This window comes from Mycetocola sp. Y442 (assembly GCF_056898615.1).
In genome coordinates, this window is sequence record NZ_JBXHBV010000001.1 from 547,932 (window position 1) to 566,560 (window position 18,629).

Consider the following 18,629-nt stretch of genomic DNA (forward strand, 5'->3'; position numbering starts at 1 on the left):
CACCAAGAGAGTTCATCGAATGACCAAAAGAATTGTCGTGACAGGGATTGGTGCGTCGTCACCGATCGGTGGCACTGCCCAGGAGTCCTGGGATAACCTCCTCGCCGGCGCGTCCGGTGTCCGCACCCTTGAGCAGGAGTGGGTGGCCAAGTATGAGCTGCCCATCACGATCGCCGGCCAGGCAGCAGTTCCCGCCGCCGACGTTCTCCCCCGCATGGAGACCAAGCGTCTCGACCCATCGAGCCAGTTCGCTCTGATCGCCGCACGCGAAGCGTGGGCTGACGCCGGCACCCCCGACGTTGATCCCGTTCGTCTCGGTGTTGACTGGGCGACCGGAATCGGTGGCGTCTGGACCCTCCTCGACGCGTGGGACACCCTGCGTGAGCGCGGCCCTCGCCGGGTACTGCCCATGACCGTTCCAATGCTCATGCCCAACGGCCCGGCAGCGGCCATCGGCATGGACCTCGGCGCCCGAGCCGGAGAACGCACCGTCGTCTCCGCGTGCGCTTCGAGCACCGAGTCGATCGCCAACGCCTTCGAGCACCTCCAGGCTGGGCTGGCCGACGTCATCATCGCCGGCGGATCCGAGGCCGCAATCCACCCGCTGCCGATCGCGTCCTTTGCCGCGATGCAGGCGCTTTCCAAGCGCAACGACGACCCGACCACGGCGTCACGCCCCTACGATGTCAGCCGCGATGGCTTCGTCCTCGGCGAGGGCGCAGCAGCGCTCGTGCTCGAAACCCTCGAACACGCCCAGGCCCGCGGTGCCCGGATCTACGCCGAGGTTCTGGGCGGCGCCGTGACCAGCGACGCGTACCACATCACCGCTCCGGACCCGGAAGGATCGGCAGCGGCCCGTGCAATGATCGCCGCCGTTGAGAACGCCGGCCTTGCACTCACCGATGTCGTCCACGTGAACGCACACGCGACGAGCACTCCGGTCGGTGACATCGCCGAGTACTACGCGCTCAGGCGCGTCTTCGGCGACCACCTCGAGTCGATTGCCGTCAGCGCGACAAAGGCGTCCACCGGTCACCTGCTCGGCGGTGCAGGTGCGATCGAGGCGCTGTTCACGGTCAAGGCCCTGCACGAGCGCGTCGCTCCCCCGACGATCAACCTCGAGAACCAGGACCCGGCGATCCCGCTCGACGTCGTGACGACGCCCCGCGACCTCGGAACCGGTGACCTGCTCGCGATCAGCAACTCCTTCGGGTTCGGCGGCCACAACGCCGTCGCTGCGTTCCGGAGCTTCTGAGTTCGCCGCAACACTCGAAAACCCCGCACGCCGAAAGGTGTGCGGGGTTTTCTTCGTAGCAGGGCCTGTCGGTTTCACGGTCCGTGCCAGCCGGGAGGAGTCACCGACCTGCGCAGCATGCCACCGGGATGGCCCTGGGCTCACACAGGCATCCGCCTAGCCGACCTTGTGCAGCCAGATCACGCTCGAGTCATCTGACGCGTAGCGGAACGGCTCGAGCTCGTCATCCCAGGCCTGGCCGAGGGCGATCCGGAGTTCACGCTGCAGTTCGGCCGGGTTCGAGCCCGCGGTATCCATGGCGTAGCGGATGCGATCCTCCGGCACCACGACATTGCCCGCGGAGTCGGTCTGTGCGTAGAAAATCCCGAGGTCGGGGGTATGCAGCCAGCGTCCGCCATCCGCGCCGGGCGACGCGTCTTCGGTCACCTCGAAACGCAGGTGCTCCCAGCCGCGAAGCGAGGAAGCGATGGCGGCACCCATGCCCTGGTGACCTTCCCAGTAGTACTCAGCGCGCTGGGCGCCCTTCAGCACCGGCTGCTCTACCCAGGCGAAGTTCACAGCACGACCAAGAGCGCGACCTGCAGCCCACTCGACATGCGGGCACAGAGCGCGCGGTGAGGAGTGAACCAAAATCACTCCGCGTGCGACAGATGCCACCATTTTCTCCTCCTTGTTCACCGTGGTACGTCTTCCCCAACGACCCGTGAAAAAAGTGAGATGCAGCATCCGGTATTCAGTTGTCCGGCAGACCGCCGTCCTCGTCATTATGCCCCAAATAGCACAGGAATAACAACGATGTGATTATGCTGCCCCGGCGTGTCGCCGAATCTCTATACTGGGTAGAGATTCGCAAACGCCGGATCGTCGTTACCGGAAGGAACCCCATGGCGGTGAAGGATGCGATCCTCGCGATCCTCACTCTCGGTTCCGCTTACGGCCTCCAGCTCCGCGACGAGCTCGCCGCCCGCGCCCCTCACCGTGCGGGGGTGAACGTCGGCCAGGTCTACTCCACGCTCGACCGGCTCGTTCGCGACGGCCTGATCAGGTCAGACACCGCGACCGACGACAACCTGCCGCTCTACACGCTCACGCCGACAGGCCACGCGGCCGCAATCGACTGGCTCGGCGCACCGACAGCACCCGACGTCCGCAACTGGGCCGACATGGCCGACCAGGTTCTCGTGGCGTCGAGCCTGCCCGGTTCCGGATGGCGGAAGGTCATCGCCAGGCAGCTCGCTTCGTGGACGGCAGCGGATGCCGTGCCGGCCGGCGACGACAGCGGTCCGCCTTCTCTGCGGGTCGAGCTTGCCCGCTCGGCCGAGCAGCGCGTCGCTCGCGCCGCCATCGACTGGCTCGGCGATGTCGAGGCCCGCCTCAGCGCGGTTGGCGATCCGAGCATCCCGCTCCGCAGCATCCGCCCACTTCGCGGTCGCAGGCCGGGACCGATGCTGCACGATCGGGCCTGAGGGTGCCGGAGGGAAGGACCGGGTAATGGCGAAGTCAGGCTCCCGCCAGACCGTCGACGTCGACGGCCGGCGGATCACACTCACCAACCTGGACAAGGTGCTCTACCCGGAAACCGGAACGACCAAGGCCGACGTCCTGCGCTACTACGCCGAGATCGCCAACGTCATGGTGCCATACACGGCGGGCCGACCCGCGACGCGCAAACGCTGGGTCCACGGCGTCGGCACACCGGACAAACCGGGCGAGGTGTTCTACCAGAAGAACCTCGACGACTCGACGCCGGAGTGGGTTGCCCGCCGCTCGATCGAGCACAGCAGCAGGAATAATGACTACCCGCTCGTCAACGACAGGGCGACGCTGGCCTGGCTCGCGCAAATCGCCGCCCTCGAGATCCACGTACCGCAGTGGCAGTTCGAGCGCACCGGTGGCGCACGTAACCCCGACCGCCTGGTGCTCGATCTCGACCCGGGCGAGGGACTCACGCTGGCGGACTGTGCCGCTGTCGCGTTCCTCGCGCGGGACATCCTCTCCGATATGGGCCTGAATCCGCTGCCGGTGACCAGCGGGAGCAAGGGAATCCACCTGTACGCGGCGCTCGACGGCTCACTGCCAAGCGACACGGTGTCGAGTGTCGCGCATGAACTGGCGCGGGCGCTCGAAGCGGATCATCCGGATCTCATCGTGAGTGACATGAAGAAGTCGCTTCGCGTCGGGAAAGTTCTCATCGACTGGAGCCAGAACAACAGCGCCAAGACGACGATCGCGCCCTATTCGCTCAGGGGGCGCTTCACTCCGACGGTGGCGGCACCGCGTTCGTGGGAGGAGCTGGAATCGCCGACCCTCGCCCAGCTCGATTTTAAGGAGGTTCTCGAGCGCGTCGCTCGCGACGGCGACCTCCTCGCGCCGCTGGCATCCGCGCGTACCGCTGGACTTGAGCCGACACCGGATCACATGGCGCGGTTCGAGAGCACGGCGGAGAGCACGGACCGGCTTGCCAAGTACCGCAGCATGCGCGACGGTACGAAGACCCCTGAACCGGTACCCGAAGCGGTCGCTGCTCTGACCTCGGGCAATTCGTTCGTCATCCAGGAGCACCACGCCCGCCGCCTGCACTACGACTTCCGCCTCGAGCACGACGGGGTCCTCGTGTCATGGGCGGTACCCAAGGGCCCGCCACTCACGAGCGACGAGAACCACCTCGCGGTGCAGACCGAAGACCACCCGCTCGAGTACGGAACGTTCGAGGGGCGCATCCCCAAGGGCGAATACGGTGCTGGAGAGGTGACCATCTGGGACTCGGGCACATTCGAGCTGGAGAAGTGGCGCGAAGACAAGGAAGTCATCGTGACGCTCTCCGGCCAGGACGACGGTGGGCTCGGCGGGGTCCCCCGCAAGTACGCGCTGATTCACACCAAACGCCCGGGTGCCGAGAACAACTGGCTCATCCACCTCATGGACCCTGCGGCAAAGAAGACCGGCAGCAGGCATTCGCCGACGCGCGAACCAGCGCACGACGCTGCGCCCCATCCGCAGGGCGAAACGGAAGCACCGTCGGCACCGCCGCCCGCGGCGGAGCGTCGCTCGTCCATCACCGCACCAGCGACGCCGCTGGGACGCGAGGTCATCCGGCCGATGCTCGCGGCCAACGGGAACGCGACAGACATCGACGATGAGCACGAGTGGGCATTCGAGATGAAGTGGGACGGTTATCGAGCCGTCGTGTACATCGACGACGGCGCCGTTCGCCTCCTGAGCCGCAACGGCAACGACCTCACCGACACGTTCCCCGAACTGGCCGCCCCGCTCCGCGAGTCACTGGGAGCGACGTCTGCTGTGCTTGACGGTGAGGTCGTCGCGATGGACAAGATGGGCAAGCCGAACTTCCACCTCCTGCAGTCGCGCGCCGGGCTGAGCGACGACGAGGCCGCTGCTCGATCCGCGAGCATCGAGCTCATGCTCTTCGACCTGCTCGAACTCGAGGGCCACGACATCACCGGCGAAGAGTATGACGTGCGACGCGCAGCCCTCGACAGGACGGTGACCCCGACCGGGCCGGTCCGGGTTCCGCCCGAGTTCGACGGCGATTTCGAGGCTGCGATCTCCTCGAGCCTCGAACTCGGGCTTGAGGGCATCGTCGCGAAGGAACGCGACAGCCAGTACCTCCCCGGCAAGAGGTCCAGGTCGTGGATCAAGGTCAAGCACGCGAAGACGCAGGAAGTGGTCGTCGTCGGCTGGCGGCCCGGCGCAGGAAACGCGGCAAACGCCGTCGGTTCGCTCGTGCTCGGGATCCCCGATGAGGACGGCATCCGCTATGCCGGCAGGGTCGGCACAGGATTCACCGATAAGGACCGGCGATCCTTCCTGAAGACGTTCGCATCGATGGGCGTCGATTCTCCACCGGTGCATGACGCGCCGAACGACGAACTGAGGCATGCGAAGTGGATCCGACCCGATCTCGTCGGCGAGGTCACGTTCCTCCAGTGGACATCGACGGGTGCACTGCGGCATTCGTCGTGGCGTGGCTGGCGGCCAGACAAATCGCCGGAGGACGTCGTCATCGAATAAGACCCGCACGCTGCGCGTTGCAGAGTCGCGCGCTCCACGCCGAGCGCTAAACGTCGAGCAAGCGCTCGCAAGCCGCCTCGGTGCGTCGACACGCCTCAGCGCACACCCTGCAGTGCCTGTGCGCCTCGGCGAACCGCTCACACTGTTCGGCGCACAAAGCACTGGCGGCACGACAGGCCGCGAGGAGCGCACGACGGAGGTTGGCGTCGTAGCCCGGATGCCTGGCCAGTACTTTCGCCGTGGTGCCGGCGACATCGGAGCAGTCGAGTGATGCCCTGATGCACCCGGCGAGATCCGGTAGATCCGGCTCGGACAGGCAAGCTTCAGCGCACGCGGTCGCGATCTGGGCTGACTCCATACACGCCTCGATGCACTCCGTAAGCGCGATCCTGTCGACGTGCGGCAGCGGCCGGGGGTAGGCGAGAAGCATTGACTCTGCAAAACTCATGTCGCCTACCCCTTAGCTCGCGGTGCGACGGGCCGAATTCGCCGGACATCAGGGGTGTCGCACGTGGCCCCGTGACCACAAGAGTAGGTTCAGGATGCCGTGTGCGCCAGTCTCTTGAGGCACGAAGTGCCCCAGGATGTCAGACCGGAACCGTCAGTTCGGTCAGGGGTACCGCTCGCGGACGCTCGCACGTGCTCTCGACCGTAACCGCCTGCCCCGTGTGCGCAGAGCGGAGCACCGACTCCATCACCTCGAGGGCGTGGAACGCGAGGGTCGCGCTCGCCCGCGGCGCGGCATCCGCACCTGACATGGCCAGGTCCTGGAGGCCGATCCCCCGGCTCGCGTCGACATAACCCGCCGACACCGGCAGAGTCTCCCACTCCGTGGACCCCAGTGTGCGCAGTTTCACGTCGCCATCGAACCGGTTCGGGTCGGGGACGATGAGCGAACCTGTCTCGCCGTGGATCTCGATGTTGGCCGCTTGCGTTGCGACAGCGTCGAAGCTCATGACGAGCGTTGACAGCGCACCCGATTCGTGGACGAGAACGCCGGTGACATGGGTGTCGGTTGAGACGGGAATCGACTCTCCCTGCCGCGCTCCCGAACCGATCGTGCGCGACGCTCGGGTGTGGCTTGCCGCGCCGATCACCGACGCGACCGGGCCGAGAAGGGTGATGAGCGCGGAGATGTAGTACGGACCCATGTCGAGCAGTGGACCGCCGCCCGGCAGGTAGTAGAAGTCGGGGTTGGGGTGCCACCGCTCGTGGCCGGGTGTCATCATCGTCGCAGTCGCGGAGACCGGTGTGCCGATGAGTCCATCGTCGATGGCGCGGCGAGCGGTCTGCGTTCCGGTACCGAGCACGGTGTCCGGGGCGCACGCGATCGTCACGCCTGCCTCCTTCGCTGCCTCGAGGACGGCGGATGCCTGCTCGGTGTTGGCTGCCAGCGGCTTCTCCCCGTACACCTGCTTGCCGGCCGCGATTGCCTGAAGCGCGACCTGCGCGTGAGCAGCGGGGATCGTCAGGTTGAGCACCAGCTCGACCTCATCGTCGGCCATCAACTCGTCGACGCTGAGCGACCGAACGCCGGGGTGAGCGTCGGCGATGGCGTCCGCACGGGAGCGGTCGAGATCGGCCACGGCGACGAGTCGAACCGCATCGAGCTTGGGGAACGTCTCGAGGTACGCGGCGATGATGTTTCCCGCGCCGACGATACCGACCTTGAGTGGTTCTAGCGGCTTGCCCACAGCATGCCCCTTTCAATGATTGTCCTGACGTTATCGTTCTGGAGGACGTCAACCGAGTGACCCGGCGTCGCGACGAAGATCCTGCCTGCACCCCACTGCCTGGTCCAGACCGCGGGCGAGGTGACCGGGCGGTTCCACGCGTCCCACTCGCGCGCGGCGAGGGTCGTCGTGGCGAGAACATCGATGTAGTCGTCGTTGAGCACCCAGTACTGCTCTGTGGTCAGGTCGAAGTCCGAAATGCCCTCGGTGATCGGGTGCGTGGCAGCGGCATCCGTCATTTCGATCCGGTAATCGATGAAGTTGTCCGATGCGTCTCCGATGCGCTCGTCGGGGTGCTTGCCGGGGTGGCACGCGAACTGGCCGCCGATGAGGTGCAGGTAGTCGGAGTTGTTGCGGTACGAGTCAGCGATTCCGCCGTGCCAGCCTGCCATTCCTGTGCCGGACTCGATCGCGGCCCTCAGGCCCGCGAATTCCTCTTTTTCGATGGTGTTCATCGTGTTGCACTGAACAATCAGGTCGACCGTTGCCATGTAGTCGGCATCGGCGTAGACCGCCGGGCTCTCGTCGACCCTCACGGTGAAACCGTTGGCTTCGAGGTGAGGGATGAAGAGGTTGGTCGCCTCGACGGGCTGATGACCGTCCCAACCTCCACGGACTACGAGAGCGGTGCGGGCATTCGTCATGTGTTACTTCCTTACTTGGTTGTTACTTGCTGAAGCCGGCGGTCAGCCCGGCGAGGAGCTGGCGACGGCCGATGGTATACAGGACAAGAATAGGGAGCGTCGTCAGCACAACGCAGGCGAGCACCGCCGGAATGTTCACGCTGAATTCACCCTGGAAGTTCCAGAGCGCGAGGGGCAGGACCCGCAGATCCGGGCTCTGCGTGAGAACCAGCGGCAGCAGGAAGCCGTTCCACACACCGAGGCCGTTGTAAATGGCGACGGTGACGATGGCCGGCTTGGTGAGTGGGAGCGCCAGTCGCCACAGGGTCTGCCACTCGCTGCAGCCGTCGAGCCTCATCGATTCGAAGAGCTCTTTCGGGACATCGCGGATGAAGTTCGACAGGATCAGCACGCTGAGCGGGATGGCAAACGCGATCGACGGCAGAATGATGGCGAGCAGGCTGTCATAGAGGCTGAGCCGGATGATGATGAGGTAGACCGGGATGATCGTGGCCTGCAGCGGGATGGCGAGCCCCATCAGGAACAGGCCGTTGACGCCCTTGAGGAACTTCCCGTTACCCCGCACTATCGCAAATGCCGCCATGAACGACACGGCGAGTGTCGGAACGACAGCTCCGATGGTGATGATGGCGCTGTTCAGGAAGTAGCGGGCGAAGTCCGCTTCGAGCACCATGACGTAGTTCTCGAGGGTCGGCGACAGTGGCGGCAGCAGTGGGTTCTGACCGAAGTACCCTGCCTGGGTCTTGAGGCTCGTGATCACCACGTAGTAGATCGGGATGATGATGATCGCGAGCCAGATCCAGCCGGCGAGTCCGCCGGGGATATTCAGTTGGCGGAACCGGCGTCTTGAGCGAGCGGATGCCTGCGGTTGCGGGGTGACGGAAGCTTCTGCGTCCACGGTGCTGGTCATTTCATCACATCCCTTCGAGTTGTGACGCCGAGTTGTCCTTGCCACCGAGCCTTTGAAGGAACAGGGCGAGTGCCAAGCCCAGGACAACGAGGATGACCGCGATCACACTCGCCGGCCCCATCAGGTTGGCCCGGAATCCGAGGAGGTACATGTCGAGCGGCAGGATCCGGGTCGCGTTTGCCGGGCCACCGCCGGTGAGCACGAAGATCAGGTCGAAATACGTCAGCGCCCCGACAGTCATCAGGGTCGACGACGTGATGATCGTGTACTTCAACTGGGGAATGGTGATCAGGAAGAACTGCTTGACGCGCCCCGCTCCGTCGATCTCCGCGGCCTCGTAGATTGACCGCGGAATCTGTCGAACGCCGCCCTGATAGATCAGGGTGTGAAACGGGATGAACTGCCAGGCGATGACGAAGATGACGACACCGAAGGCGAGTTGTGGATTGCCGAGCCAGTCCTGGGAGAGGAACGGCAGTCCGAGCCCGGCGCCGAGCCCGAAGTTCGGATCGAGCAATGCTTTGTAGGCGACAGCGATGGCCGCTGACGACAAGAGGAGCGGCAGGAAGTACAGCACGGCGAGAACCGTGCGGTACTTCTGGGTTCCGGCGGTGAAGACACCGAGCAACAGGCTCATCGGTGTCTGCACGAGCCACGAGAGCACCATGACCAGCAGGGTGAGCCCGAGCGAGTGCAGCATGTCCGGATCGACGAGCACCGACGCCCAGTTCGCGAAGCCGGCCGGCGTGATGGCGCCGATACCGTCCCAGTTCGTGAAGCTGAGGATCAGCACGCCGACAAGCGGAACGACGGCAAAGGCGACGAAGAAGATGAGAGCGGGGAGCGCGAGCCAGGCGATCCTGCCGGTACTGCCCCCGGCGACGGGCGCCGCGCGCTCGCGTTGCGCCCGTCGCGGGGTGATCGTTGCGGTCATTTCCCGAGAGTCTCGTTCATGTTCGTTGCGAACTGCTCCGGGGTGATCGAGAGCACGAACAGCTGGTCGATGTTGTTGAGCAATGCTTCAGCGGCGGTCGGGCTCAGCGCCTGGTCCCATGACTGCTGGAACGCGGGAGCGTTTGCGCCGAGTTCGTAGACGTGGCTCAGGAAGTCGCTCTCTTCGGTCTCCTTGATCTTGTCCTGGATGCCGTTCACCACGGGAACCGCACCGGTCTCGATGAAGGCGGCAACCTCGTCGTCGTTGGAGAGTGATTCGGCAAAGTATTTCTTCGCCGTCTCCTTCTCCTCATCGGATGCTTTCGACGAGATGGAGAGGAAGTTGCAGGGGTTCCCGACGGCGTTCTTCGGGTCACCGAGTCCGCCATCAACGGTCGGGAAGGGCACCCAGCCAAGCTTGCCGTCCTGGACGAAGCTGCCGCCGTCGTTCTTCATCCCGCCGTACGTCCACGAACCATGCAGCATCATGGCCGCCTTGCCGGTGTACAGGAGCGCCTGGTCGGCATTGCTGTCTGCTGTGATCGAGTTGAAGCCCTTGATGAACCCATCGGCCTTCACGAGCTCCTGGATTTTGGTGAGCGCTTCGATGGCGGCCGGGTGCGACCAGGCATCCGTTTTTCCATTGAAGATGTCGGTGAAGACCTGGGGGCCGCCCACCCGATCGAACATGTACTGAAGCCACATCATCGACGTCCAGCGAGACTGGCCGCCGAGCGAGAATGGGGCGATGCCGCGCTCGTTGAACGTGGTGACGAGGCTCATCACATCCGACCAGGTCTGGGGAGGTTCGGCTCCGGCCTGCTCGAAGAGTTCCTTGTTGTAGAAGAAGACGATGGGCTGGACCGTCTGGATGGGAATGGCGTAAATTCTGCCGTCGATCGTGCCGGCGCCGAACGCTCCGGCAAACAGGCGCTCCTTGACGTCGGGGTTCTCCTCGAACCAGCTGGTCAGGTCGTCCACCTGGCCGCCGTCAACGTAGGACTTCAGCGTTCCACCACCCCAGCCGTAGATCATCGTCGGCGCCTGCCCGGCGCCGATGGCCGTCTTGATCTTGGTTTTGTACGCGTCGTTCTGAAAGAAGGTGAGTCCGAGCGGCGTTTTGGGATTCGCCTTGTTGAAGGCGTCCACCGAGTTCTTGCGGATCGTTTCGTTGGGATCGCCCGAGAGCGCCCAGAGCGACGCACCTCCCGCGGAGCCGCCGCCGGGCCCGGTGGTACCGCACGAGGTGAGACCCCATGTCAGCAGCGGGGCCGCGATCGCGAGCGAGATGAAGGTGCGACGTGACGGTGTGGCCTTGGTTTCCATTTCTATCTCCATTGATAAATGGGGCAGTACCTGTCGGCGATGCCACGTTCTTTCGATATGTTTCGAAAGAATCTCGTGGCGATGCCTCAAATGTAGCTAGCCACAACAAATAATGTCAAGTATCCAGAGGCTTCTGTTGCCCCGCGGGCGGGGTGTGGTGCAGACTAAACGCATCGAAACATTTCGGTGCCCTGACCGCAAGGTGGCAGACATGACTTCACGATCCACCCCGGTTCTCGCGACAGTCGCAGAGCTGGCTGGAGTATCGGCGCCGACGGTCTCCAAGGTGATCAATGGCAGGGACGACGTCGCCGAGGGAACCCGGGTGCGGGTTCAGGCCGCTCTCGACCAGCTCGGGTACCGCTCGCCCTCGCAGCGTCGCATCCGTTCGACTGGACCGGCAATGGTCGACCTGGTGATCGGTGTGCACGATGGCGCCTATTCCATGGAAGTGCTTCGCGGCATCCTCGATTACGCCGTGACTGTCGACGTGGACGTCGTCGTGAGCAGCCACACCCCGAACAAGCTGTCGCGGGTCGACCATGAGGAGTGGGCGCAACGGATGAAAGAGTCGGGCCGCACCGGCATCATCTTTGTCACCTCGCAGGTGTCCAGCGATCAGGTCCACGCCTTCAGCCAGCGGGGCATCGCCGTTGTGGTCATCGATCCGCTCAACCCTCCCCCGCCGGGTGGGTATGCGAGCGTCGGCGCCACGAACTGGGCAGGGGGCAAAGCCGCGACCGAGCACCTGCTCTCACTGGGCCACGAACGGGTGGCGTTCCTCGGTGGGCCGGCGGCTGCCGAGTGCAGCATCGCCCGACTGCACGGTTATCTGGCTGCTCTGATGAGCCGCGGGATTGCCTCGCGCGCCGATTACGTCTTCGACGGCGGGTTCAACCGGGAGACGGGAGTTGCGGCAACCCGCGCTGTCCTCGATCTCGCTGAGCCACCAACGGCGATCTTCGCCGCGAGTGACACGATTGCCCTCGGCGTGCTCGAGGTGGCACGGGAACGGGGCGTGCGGGTACCGGAGGACCTCAGCCTCGTCGGCTTCGACAGCACCCCGCTCGCGGAGCAAACGCTCCCCCGGCTGACGTCGGTAGCCCAGCCGCTGCAGGAAATGGGTCGTGCCGCGCTTCGCGGTGTTCTGCGGCTGGCGCGCGGCGAGCGGCTTGACTCAGAGCACATGGAACTGGCCACCGAGCTCGTCGTTCGGGATTCGACGGCCCGCTTGATCAGCACGCGCTCCTAGCCAGACGACACCCCTGGCTATTGTCCCAGGCGCACGCCGGAACTCTTCAGCTCAAGTTGGGCGAGTGCGCGCACGACGCCCTCGTCACCGCGTCTCCACGCGCCCATTGCGTCCGGATGAATTCGTACGAGGCTCGATATGTCCTGGGTCGCGAGGGCACGCAGGGCGAGAAGGTCAATCCCGGTGCCAGACTTCAACGCCGACCTGTCCTGCCTGGCCTTCCATACAAATCGGGCCCGAGGAATCAGCCACAGCACGAGAATCACCATGACCGGCAGAGCGGCGACACCGATGCCGAGGCCCGTGGCAAGCTGGCTGACTGCAATCTGCTGGCTCTGCCCCGCCGCCTCGAGAGCTCCACCGGCGCCGCTCGCCCCGTCAAAGGGCACTCGTATCTCACGGCCGATCAGCGGAACTCCTCCAAGAGTGTCGCCAGCTTCGGTCATGGCTTCTTCGAAGCCCGCGCCTGCATCCTCCATCTGCTCCCCGAAGGAAGCGAGATTCGCGACGATCGCATACACGGTAATTCCGAGCCAGACCGAGACGCCTATCAGGAAGAGGGCGAGCACATCGCCGATGATTTGGCGTGCCTTGCGGGCACCGAAGTCGGAATACAGAGTCATAACCTCATGATGGCAGCGGCACCACCTCCGGGCTGACTCCGGGGCCCGCTCGAACAGCTAATACGCCGAAGTAGTGCGAACTTCGAATTCGTAGCCGTCCGGATCGCGGAGAACCGTCTCACCCGCCTGGTCAACGCGGCGGCCCGATGCGCCGAGGTCCAGCAGCCTCCGCACCTCGTGATCGAGCTCATTACCGGGGACCGTGAGCACGAAGTACTGGCGAGCTCGCGTGGCATCCGGCATCACGCTTTCACCGTTCCACGCGATCTTTGTTCCACCGGCAGGCGACTGGATGGCAGTCTCTCCGCCTTCATCCCACACGAGAGGCCAGGCAAGAACGTTGCTCCAAAACAGTCCAACCGTTCGCGTGCCCTCGCACGTCACTTCCGCCAACGGACCACACCCGGCCAGGTAAGCGTTATGGTCCTCGATAACACAGAACTCGTCTCCAGCAACATCGGCCATACCCGCGTAGCTGTTCTCCGGTATACGTCCGCTGCCGAGAAGCCGCGCCCCGAGTTCCAGGCACAGCGCGATTGTTTTGCGTTGGTCGAGGTGCCCATCGGCAAGATGAAGGTGAAGGCGGTTGCTTCTGTTTTCCTCATGAGGAGGGCCGGAGGCAAACCGGATACCAACCTGCCCCGCCTCTCCCCTGAGCAAGCTCTCTCCGCCGTCGCTCTCAACGGGACGGTTCAGAACCGCTCCCCAGAAGTCTGCATCCCGCTGGGGAGCGTCAGACTGGAACGCAACCGACTGCAACGTTATCGACACACGAGAAGTCAACACCTGTTCCCCGTCAGAAACCACTTCTCCCACTGCGGCACCCCGCGGTTAGGCCCGGCCCTTACCAGCCGCTCCGCGTCGGTGTGTGGCCTTCTCGCGACTCGAGAGGCATCGGCATCTCCGCACGGAACCCGAGGAGCCGAATGGGGCGATCGGCCTCGATCCTGCCCATGAGTTCCATCGCGCGGGCCAGCACGGCCTCCGGATCTGTCGTCTCAGGGATCTTCTTCGTGAAGATTTTCGTCGCGAACGGCGCGTAACGCACCTTCAGGGTCACGCCGACCACCGGCCGGCCCTCGTCTTGAACGTCCCGCAGCACGCGGTCGACCAACTCTCGCACCCCCGCTTCTACATCAGCGCGAGACACGAGGTTCTGCTGGTAGGTCGTCTCACGACTGTGCCCACGCGCCACCCAGGGCGTGTCATCACCTCCCTGGCACCCTCGCCGCGACCGAGCTGCCGGTACCAGGGGCCCATCTTCGGGCCGAACTCCGTGATGAGGTCCGCGGGTTCGGAGGCGGCCAGCTCTGCAACGGTGGTGATACCCAGCCCGGCGAGGCGACGGGAGACCTTCGAGCCGACACCCCAGAGGTCGATGGTCGGGCGTGCACCCATGACCTCCAGCCAGTCGTCGGCCGTCAGCCGGAAGACGCCGCGCGGTTTTCCGAAGCCGGTGGCAACCTTCGCCCGAACGAGCGTGTCGCCGATACCAACACTGCAGTGCAACTGCGTCCGGTCAAGAACGGCCCGCTGGATCGTTCTGGCGTAGGACTCGGGATCATCAGTGACGATCCCGACGAAGGCCTCGTCCCAGCCGAGCACCTGCACCGTTGCACCCGGTTGCTCCTTGAGGGTCGCCATGACCTCGTGCGATGCGGCGTTGTACGTTTCCGCGTCGACGGGCAGGATGACGGCATCCGGAATCTTCCTGGCAGCGATTCGGAGCGGCATCCCCGAACCGACACCGAACTCGCGTGCCTCGTAGGACGCGGTCGAGACGACGGCGCGCTCGGTGGGATCCCCGCGTCCGCCGACGATCACCGGCTTACCGGCCAGCTCCGGACGACGAAGCACTTCAACGGCCGCGATGAACTGGTCGAGGTCGACGTGTAACACCCACGGAGTGTCTGCTGCACTCATCCGACCGCCCTTTGCTTGAGTCGGTTCAGCGCGCGCCTGGCTCGCCGCCGATGCTCAACCAGGCGTCGGGCTCGTCAGACTGTGGAGTGGCCGCCAGTTCGGCATCGGGTGCCCCAGCGTTCTTCATCGATCGCAATTGCTGCTCCACTTCCGCGTCGAGCGCGAGCGACTCCAGGGCGCGTTCGAGGTCAGCGTCGGGCGCCGCGGTGAGGTCGCCGAGCGCGCCGCTCGACAACAGTTCGTCCGTCGCCGCTGCCCGCGCCCGCATCTGTGCGACACGGTCGCGTGCCCGATCCAGACTCTCGCCCACGTCGCTCATTTGCGAACCGACGCCGCCCAACGTCTCGTTCACCCTGACCTGGGCCTCGGAGGCGGTGTAGGTGGCCTTGATAGTTTCTTTCTCGATCCGGAAAGCGGCGACGCGCTCCGCGAGCCGACGCTCCTTGTCTTGCAAGCCAGCCGTCTGTCGTTGCAGCGCGGTGAACTGCGTGCGGATCGACGCGACCTGGCCCTCGAGGAACACCCGCCGCTCCAACGCAATGCGGGCGAGGTCATCCCGGCCATGAGCCATCGCTTCCTGCGCCTGACGGGTCAACCGACTGTGGCGCGTGCCCATCTCCTGCCCCTGGAGTTCGATGCGCTTCTTCGCGGTCGCTACCTCGGCCAGGCCCTGCCGCACCTGTTGCAGCATCCTGACCAGCTGGTCGTAGCTGTCATCGAGCACGTCACGCGGGTCCTCCAGCTTGTCGAGTCCCTTGGACGCTTTGCTCCGAAGAATGTTGCGTATCCGCGATGTGTTGCTCATGGCTGGTTCCCTCGCTCACCCTTGGGGGTACGGATTGTTTGCTGGTGTTGAAGAGTGTCATAGAGCCTGCCCTGCACATTGAGTTCGTGCAGTTCGTCGAGTCCGGCACGCACGGCCGTGACCTCGCGGTCGACATCGGAGCGCAGTGCCGTCAGGCTGTCGTCGGAGATGCCGCCAAGACCCGATCCGACAGCGGAGCGGAGCCGGCGAACGAGGTCGGTCACCTCGTCGACCCGTGCATGCGCGGTTTCCAGCGCTTCGGCAAGCACGACGCCGTCATTCTCACTTTCGAGGAGGCGTAACTGCGACTCCAGGCCGGCACTCTCAAGTTCGAGGCGACGGAAGAGGCGAGGGAGTTCACCGCGTGGGCCGTCACTGCGGGTGGCCAGGTCCATCGCTGCCCGTCCGCTGTCCAGGGTCTCTTTCAGCTGCACCCGGAGTTTCAGGACTTCGCGCTGTCTGCCCCGGCTGAGCCGCGACCGTACCCGCAGTGCGGCACCGTTGAGAGCGAGGTTCCGTTTGACCCTGCGGTAAAACGCCCGAACCGCGATGACCACTGCGACGTTGGCGGCGAGGATGGCGGATGCCAGGCTGACCAGGATCCAGCCGAGCTCACTCACGACGGCATCCCGACGCTCACGGACACGCCACAGCAGCGCCCTCCACGGAGGACCCCGTGCGGAGTCATCGACCTGTCCAGATTCGCGTGTTGACCTTCACCGGATCGCCTTTACCAAGCAGCGTCGTGATGCCCGATCACACCACGTATCACCGGCAAGGCTACCCTCCTCCGCCCGCCGCTTCCAGAGCGCCCGGCAAGCACGGCGAGTGGTGAGATTACGGCGAGTGGGTGTGGTTCCGGCGGCCCGAGGCGAAACGCTAGGCGGGGTTTTCGCTGTGATCCTCGACATCGGGGGTCGCCCGGAGCACGTCAGCAATCTCTTCCTCGGGCCGCGGCGCGATCGTCTCATCGGCCTCGAGTTCCGGAATTGTTGACTCGTCCGGCGCGGGAACGTGCTGGTGAGGGGTGTTGTCACTGGTGTCGGTCACGGCGAATCCTTCGGTCGGCATGGCTCACAGTGTACGACAGGGCGATCATCGTCCCCGGCCGGGGCTGACGCTAGCCTCGTCCTCTTCCCGCATGGCTTTTCACCACCTTTCGGCACCATAAAGTGGAAGCATGCCGCACATTCCACGGAGGGGCCTGCTTTCGAAGCCCGAACTGGCGCTTGTTCTGATCACCGTGGTCTGGGGAGCGACGTTCCTGATCGTGCACATCGCCGTCCGGTACAGCGGGCCGTGGTTCTTTGTCGGGATGCGGTTCCTCGCCGCTGGCATCATCAGCGCCGTCATCTTCGCGAAGGCCCTCTCCGGTTTGACCTGGAAGGAGATCGGAGCCGGGTCCGCGATCGGCGCCATGATCTACCTCGGCTACGGCCTACAGACTGTCGGGCTGCAAACCATCAGCAGCAGTACCTCCGCCTTCATCACGGCCCTCTATGTGCCGCTCGTTCCGATCCTGCAGTGGGTGGTGTTCCGGAAGGCACCTCAACTGCTCACGTGGATCGGCGTGGCACTCGCGTTCATCGGCCTGATCCTGCTGGCTGATCCTGGAAGCGTCGGATTCACGTTTGGTGCCGGTGAGATCGTGACGCTGGTCAGTACCTTGCCGATTGCGTTGGAGATCATCCTGATCAGCGTGTTCGCGGGCAAGGTACACCTTGGCCGGGTCACCGTTGTCCAGTTACTCGTCGCCGGGCTTCTGGCGCTCGCCACGATGCCGGTGGTCGGTGAACAGGTGCCGGAGTTCTCCTGGGTCTGGCTCGGTGCTGCAGTGGCGCTGGGGGCCGCGAGTTGCATCATCCAGCTCACTATGAACTGGGCACAGCGGTCGGTGTCGCCAACCCGCGCGACGATTATTTACGCGGCCGAGCCGGTGTGGGCAGGAATCATCGGCCGGGTGGCGGGCGACCGGCTTCCCGCCATCGCGATTCTCGGCGCTGTCTTTATCGTCGCCGGTGCTGTGGTGAGCGAACTCAACCCGCGCAAACGGGCCGCCGTCGGCAGCACCGAAACCACTGTCGCTCCCGACGACGAGCCGTCGCTCGAGGACCGGCAGCGCTGACGGCAGCACATCCGACCATGGGCGAGCCCCGAAGTCAGGTCCGCCAGATGAGTTCGTCCCGGCGGTTGAGAACTTCCTGGTGCAACGCCAGGCGAACCGCCTGCACATCGACCCGGTTCCCGGCCTCGGGGCGCGTTATAACTGACACGGGCACTCTCGCTGGTTGCAGCGGAGCGGCAACTCGCTGAAGTTCGGGCACGGTCTCGGCCATGAACTTGGGGATCAACCCGACCCCGCCGCCCTGCCGGGTCGCCTCAAGCAAGGCGAAGATATTCGTCGACGCAAAGCCAACAGTCGCGCCACGAACGTAGGCACTGAGTTGGTGCTCTCTCACGTGCTCAAGCGAATCGACCAGATAAATGAGCGCGTGATGCCGCAGCTCTTCGGCCGACTCCGGGTCACCATTTTCCGCCAGGTACGCTTCGCTCGCGTAGAAGGCCGAATCATATTCACAGAGTCTTTCCACGAACAGGCGACTCTTGGGTGGTTCGCCGATCGTGAGGGCGATGTCGAAGTTCGTCTGGCGCACATTCAGGCGCTGGGCTCCCGTCAGCAGCTCGATGTTGAGACTCGGATGCTGGACGCGAAGCCGTGTCAGAGCCGGAGTGACGAACCGAGTTCCGAACCCATCGGCTGCCGTGACCCGGATCGTGCCCGTAATGGTGTCCGCCGCCGCTCGGGCAACGGATTGTGCTGCTCGTTCAACCGCGTCTTCGATCGTGCGCGCGTGCTCGGCAACCATGCGACCCTCGCCGGTCAATACCCAGCCGTCATTGCCTCGTCCGATAAGCCGGGTCCCCAGGGTCGCCTCGAGTGCCTGAAGACGCCGTGAAACCGTGCTGTGGTCGACACCGAGACACCGTGCCGCGGCAACCAGCCCGCCGGTGTCCGCCACCGCGGCGAGGTAACGCAGGTCATCGGCGCGAACGTTCCGGATGTCGACTCTGTGCCCCACGATGAACTCCCGTCAGTCGGTGCAGATTTGCACACTGGCTGTGCAGATTCACTCCTTTATCTGCGGGAGAACATACTCCTAAAGTGAGTGTTTCTCAGGCGATCTGCCGAGAC

18 protein-coding genes and 1 pseudogene are annotated in these 18,629 nt (G+C 64.7%); 5 read left to right on the forward strand and 14 right to left on the reverse strand.

All coding sequences use genetic code 11. The features are described 5' to 3' along the window. Positions 1 to 19 precede the first annotated feature (19 nt). Positions 20 to 1,255 (forward strand): beta-ketoacyl-[acyl-carrier-protein] synthase family protein, encoded by a 1,236-nt coding sequence (locus tag AC1X6S_RS02590; protein ID WP_483404255.1) that lies wholly within the window; start codon positions 20 to 22, stop codon positions 1,253 to 1,255. Positions 1,256 to 1,411: 156 nt separating this feature from the next. Here AC1X6S_RS02590 and AC1X6S_RS02595 read toward each other — a convergent pair whose 3' ends face one another. After that, complete coding sequence (locus AC1X6S_RS02595; protein ID WP_483404256.1) at positions 1,412 to 1,915, reverse strand: DUF3145 domain-containing protein; 504 nt, start codon at positions 1,913 to 1,915, stop codon at positions 1,412 to 1,414. 224 nt (positions 1,916 to 2,139) lie between these two features. Here AC1X6S_RS02595 and AC1X6S_RS02600 point away from each other — a divergent pair, with 224 nt between their 5' ends. Together AC1X6S_RS02600 and AC1X6S_RS02605 are read left to right on the forward strand one after the other, a co-directional pair. Further along, entirely contained in the window at positions 2,140 to 2,721 is a 582-nt protein-coding gene (locus tag AC1X6S_RS02600; RefSeq protein ID WP_483404257.1) for a PadR family transcriptional regulator, read from the forward strand. Positions 2,722 to 2,746: 25 nt separating this feature from the next. Further along, positions 2,747 to 5,287, forward strand: a complete 2,541-nt coding sequence (locus AC1X6S_RS02605; RefSeq protein WP_483404258.1) for an ATP-dependent DNA ligase — start codon at positions 2,747 to 2,749, stop codon at positions 5,285 to 5,287. A 46-nt stretch (positions 5,288 to 5,333) separates the two neighbouring features. On the opposite strand, the gene AC1X6S_RS02610 is transcribed toward AC1X6S_RS02605, so the two are convergent. The 6 genes from AC1X6S_RS02610 to AC1X6S_RS02635 form a co-directional block, all read right to left on the reverse strand. Next, complete coding sequence (locus tag AC1X6S_RS02610; protein ID WP_483404259.1) at positions 5,334 to 5,735, reverse strand: four-helix bundle copper-binding protein; 402 nt, start codon at positions 5,733 to 5,735, stop codon at positions 5,334 to 5,336. Between the two features lie 139 nt (positions 5,736 to 5,874). After that, positions 5,875 to 6,981: a Gfo/Idh/MocA family protein gene (locus tag AC1X6S_RS02615; RefSeq protein WP_483404260.1), complete on the reverse strand. Its 1,107-nt coding sequence runs from the start codon at positions 6,979 to 6,981 to the stop codon at positions 5,875 to 5,877. Continuing rightward, complete coding sequence (locus AC1X6S_RS02620) at positions 6,966 to 7,664, reverse strand: ThuA domain-containing protein (protein WP_483404261.1); 699 nt, start codon at positions 7,662 to 7,664, stop codon at positions 6,966 to 6,968. Before AC1X6S_RS02620 ends, AC1X6S_RS02615 begins: the two co-directional genes overlap by 16 nt. A 22-nt stretch (positions 7,665 to 7,686) precedes the next feature. Next, positions 7,687 to 8,574 carry a carbohydrate ABC transporter permease gene (locus AC1X6S_RS02625; protein ID WP_483404262.1) on the reverse strand — a complete coding sequence of 296 codons (888 nt, stop codon included), beginning with the start codon at positions 8,572 to 8,574 and terminating at the stop codon, positions 7,687 to 7,689. Between the two features lie 4 nt (positions 8,575 to 8,578). After that, positions 8,579 to 9,508 carry a carbohydrate ABC transporter permease gene (locus AC1X6S_RS02630; RefSeq protein ID WP_483404263.1) on the reverse strand — a complete coding sequence of 310 codons (930 nt, stop codon included), beginning with the start codon at positions 9,506 to 9,508 and terminating at the stop codon, positions 8,579 to 8,581. Then, positions 9,505 to 10,833 (reverse strand): extracellular solute-binding protein, encoded by a 1,329-nt coding sequence (locus AC1X6S_RS02635; RefSeq protein ID WP_483404264.1) that lies wholly within the window; start codon positions 10,831 to 10,833, stop codon positions 9,505 to 9,507. The genes AC1X6S_RS02630 and AC1X6S_RS02635 overlap by 4 nt, the downstream gene beginning before the upstream one ends. A 211-nt stretch (positions 10,834 to 11,044) precedes the next feature. Between AC1X6S_RS02635 and AC1X6S_RS02640 the strand changes: the two genes are divergently transcribed. Then, a complete protein-coding gene (locus tag AC1X6S_RS02640; RefSeq protein WP_483404265.1) occupies positions 11,045 to 12,085 on the forward strand; it encodes a LacI family DNA-binding transcriptional regulator in 1,041 nt (346 codons plus the stop codon). A 17-nt stretch (positions 12,086 to 12,102) separates the two neighbouring features. On the opposite strand, the gene AC1X6S_RS02645 is transcribed toward AC1X6S_RS02640, so the two are convergent. The 6 genes and pseudogenes from AC1X6S_RS02645 to AC1X6S_RS02670 form a co-directional block, all read right to left on the reverse strand. Continuing rightward, positions 12,103 to 12,708 (reverse strand): hypothetical protein, encoded by a 606-nt coding sequence (locus AC1X6S_RS02645; protein WP_483404266.1) that lies wholly within the window; start codon positions 12,706 to 12,708, stop codon positions 12,103 to 12,105. Positions 12,709 to 12,765: 57 nt separating this feature from the next. Next, positions 12,766 to 13,479, reverse strand: coding sequence for a VOC family protein (locus tag AC1X6S_RS02650; RefSeq protein WP_483404267.1), 714 nt, complete (start codon positions 13,477 to 13,479; stop codon positions 12,766 to 12,768). A gap of 73 nt (positions 13,480 to 13,552) precedes the next feature. After that, positions 13,553 to 14,631, reverse strand: a pseudogene (locus tag AC1X6S_RS02655) (DNA polymerase IV). Between the two features lie 25 nt (positions 14,632 to 14,656). Continuing rightward, the gene (locus AC1X6S_RS02660; RefSeq protein ID WP_483404268.1) at positions 14,657 to 15,436 is read right to left on the reverse strand and encodes a PspA/IM30 family protein; all 780 of its coding nucleotides are present in this window, start codon (positions 15,434 to 15,436) and stop codon (positions 14,657 to 14,659) included. Beyond that, positions 15,433 to 16,056, reverse strand: coding sequence for a hypothetical protein (locus AC1X6S_RS02665; protein ID WP_483404269.1), 624 nt, complete (start codon positions 16,054 to 16,056; stop codon positions 15,433 to 15,435). Before AC1X6S_RS02665 ends, AC1X6S_RS02660 begins: the two co-directional genes overlap by 4 nt. Before the next feature lie 259 nt (positions 16,057 to 16,315). Beyond that, positions 16,316 to 16,507 (reverse strand): hypothetical protein, encoded by a 192-nt coding sequence (locus tag AC1X6S_RS02670; protein WP_483404270.1) that lies wholly within the window; start codon positions 16,505 to 16,507, stop codon positions 16,316 to 16,318. A 109-nt stretch (positions 16,508 to 16,616) separates the two neighbouring features. On the opposite strand from AC1X6S_RS02670, the gene AC1X6S_RS02675 reads away from it, so the two are divergent. Then, a complete protein-coding gene (locus tag AC1X6S_RS02675) occupies positions 16,617 to 17,561 on the forward strand; it encodes a DMT family transporter (protein ID WP_483404271.1) in 945 nt (314 codons plus the stop codon). Between the two features lie 34 nt (positions 17,562 to 17,595). On the opposite strand, the gene AC1X6S_RS02680 is transcribed toward AC1X6S_RS02675, so the two are convergent. Then, a complete protein-coding gene (locus tag AC1X6S_RS02680; protein ID WP_483404272.1) occupies positions 17,596 to 18,516 on the reverse strand; it encodes a LysR family transcriptional regulator in 921 nt (306 codons plus the stop codon). Between the last annotated feature and the right edge of the window lie 113 nt (positions 18,517 to 18,629).

Excerpts from the sequence above, each read along its gene's own strand:
- AC1X6S_RS02605 (WP_483404258.1), top strand. The coding sequence starts at position 2,747 with ATGGCGAAGTCAGGCTCCCGCCAGACCGTCGACGTCGACGGCCGGCGG.
- AC1X6S_RS02590 (WP_483404255.1), top strand. The coding sequence starts at position 20 with ATGACCAAAAGAATTGTCGTGACAGGGATTGGTGCGTCGTCACCGATC.
- AC1X6S_RS02610 (WP_483404259.1), bottom strand. The coding sequence starts at position 5,735 with ATGAGTTTTGCAGAGTCAATGCTTCTCGCCTACCCCCGGCCGCTGCCG.
- AC1X6S_RS02620 (WP_483404261.1), bottom strand. The coding sequence starts at position 7,664 with ATGACGAATGCCCGCACCGCTCTCGTAGTCCGTGGAGGTTGGGACGGT.
- AC1X6S_RS02670 (WP_483404270.1), bottom strand. The coding sequence starts at position 16,507 with ATGCCGACCGAAGGATTCGCCGTGACCGACACCAGTGACAACACCCCT.
- AC1X6S_RS02660 (WP_483404268.1), bottom strand. The coding sequence starts at position 15,436 with ATGAGCAACACATCGCGGATACGCAACATTCTTCGGAGCAAAGCGTCC.
- AC1X6S_RS02645 (WP_483404266.1), bottom strand. The coding sequence starts at position 12,708 with ATGACTCTGTATTCCGACTTCGGTGCCCGCAAGGCACGCCAAATCATC.
- AC1X6S_RS02600 (WP_483404257.1), top strand. The coding sequence starts at position 2,140 with ATGGCGGTGAAGGATGCGATCCTCGCGATCCTCACTCTCGGTTCCGCT.
- AC1X6S_RS02640 (WP_483404265.1), top strand. The coding sequence starts at position 11,045 with ATGACTTCACGATCCACCCCGGTTCTCGCGACAGTCGCAGAGCTGGCT.
- AC1X6S_RS02595 (WP_483404256.1), bottom strand. The coding sequence starts at position 1,915 with ATGGTGGCATCTGTCGCACGCGGAGTGATTTTGGTTCACTCCTCACCG.
- AC1X6S_RS02635 (WP_483404264.1), bottom strand. The coding sequence starts at position 10,833 with ATGGAAACCAAGGCCACACCGTCACGTCGCACCTTCATCTCGCTCGCG.
- AC1X6S_RS02675 (WP_483404271.1), top strand. The coding sequence starts at position 16,617 with ATGCCGCACATTCCACGGAGGGGCCTGCTTTCGAAGCCCGAACTGGCG.
- AC1X6S_RS02625 (WP_483404262.1), bottom strand. The coding sequence starts at position 8,574 with ATGACCAGCACCGTGGACGCAGAAGCTTCCGTCACCCCGCAACCGCAG.
- AC1X6S_RS02630 (WP_483404263.1), bottom strand. The coding sequence starts at position 9,508 with ATGACCGCAACGATCACCCCGCGACGGGCGCAACGCGAGCGCGCGGCG.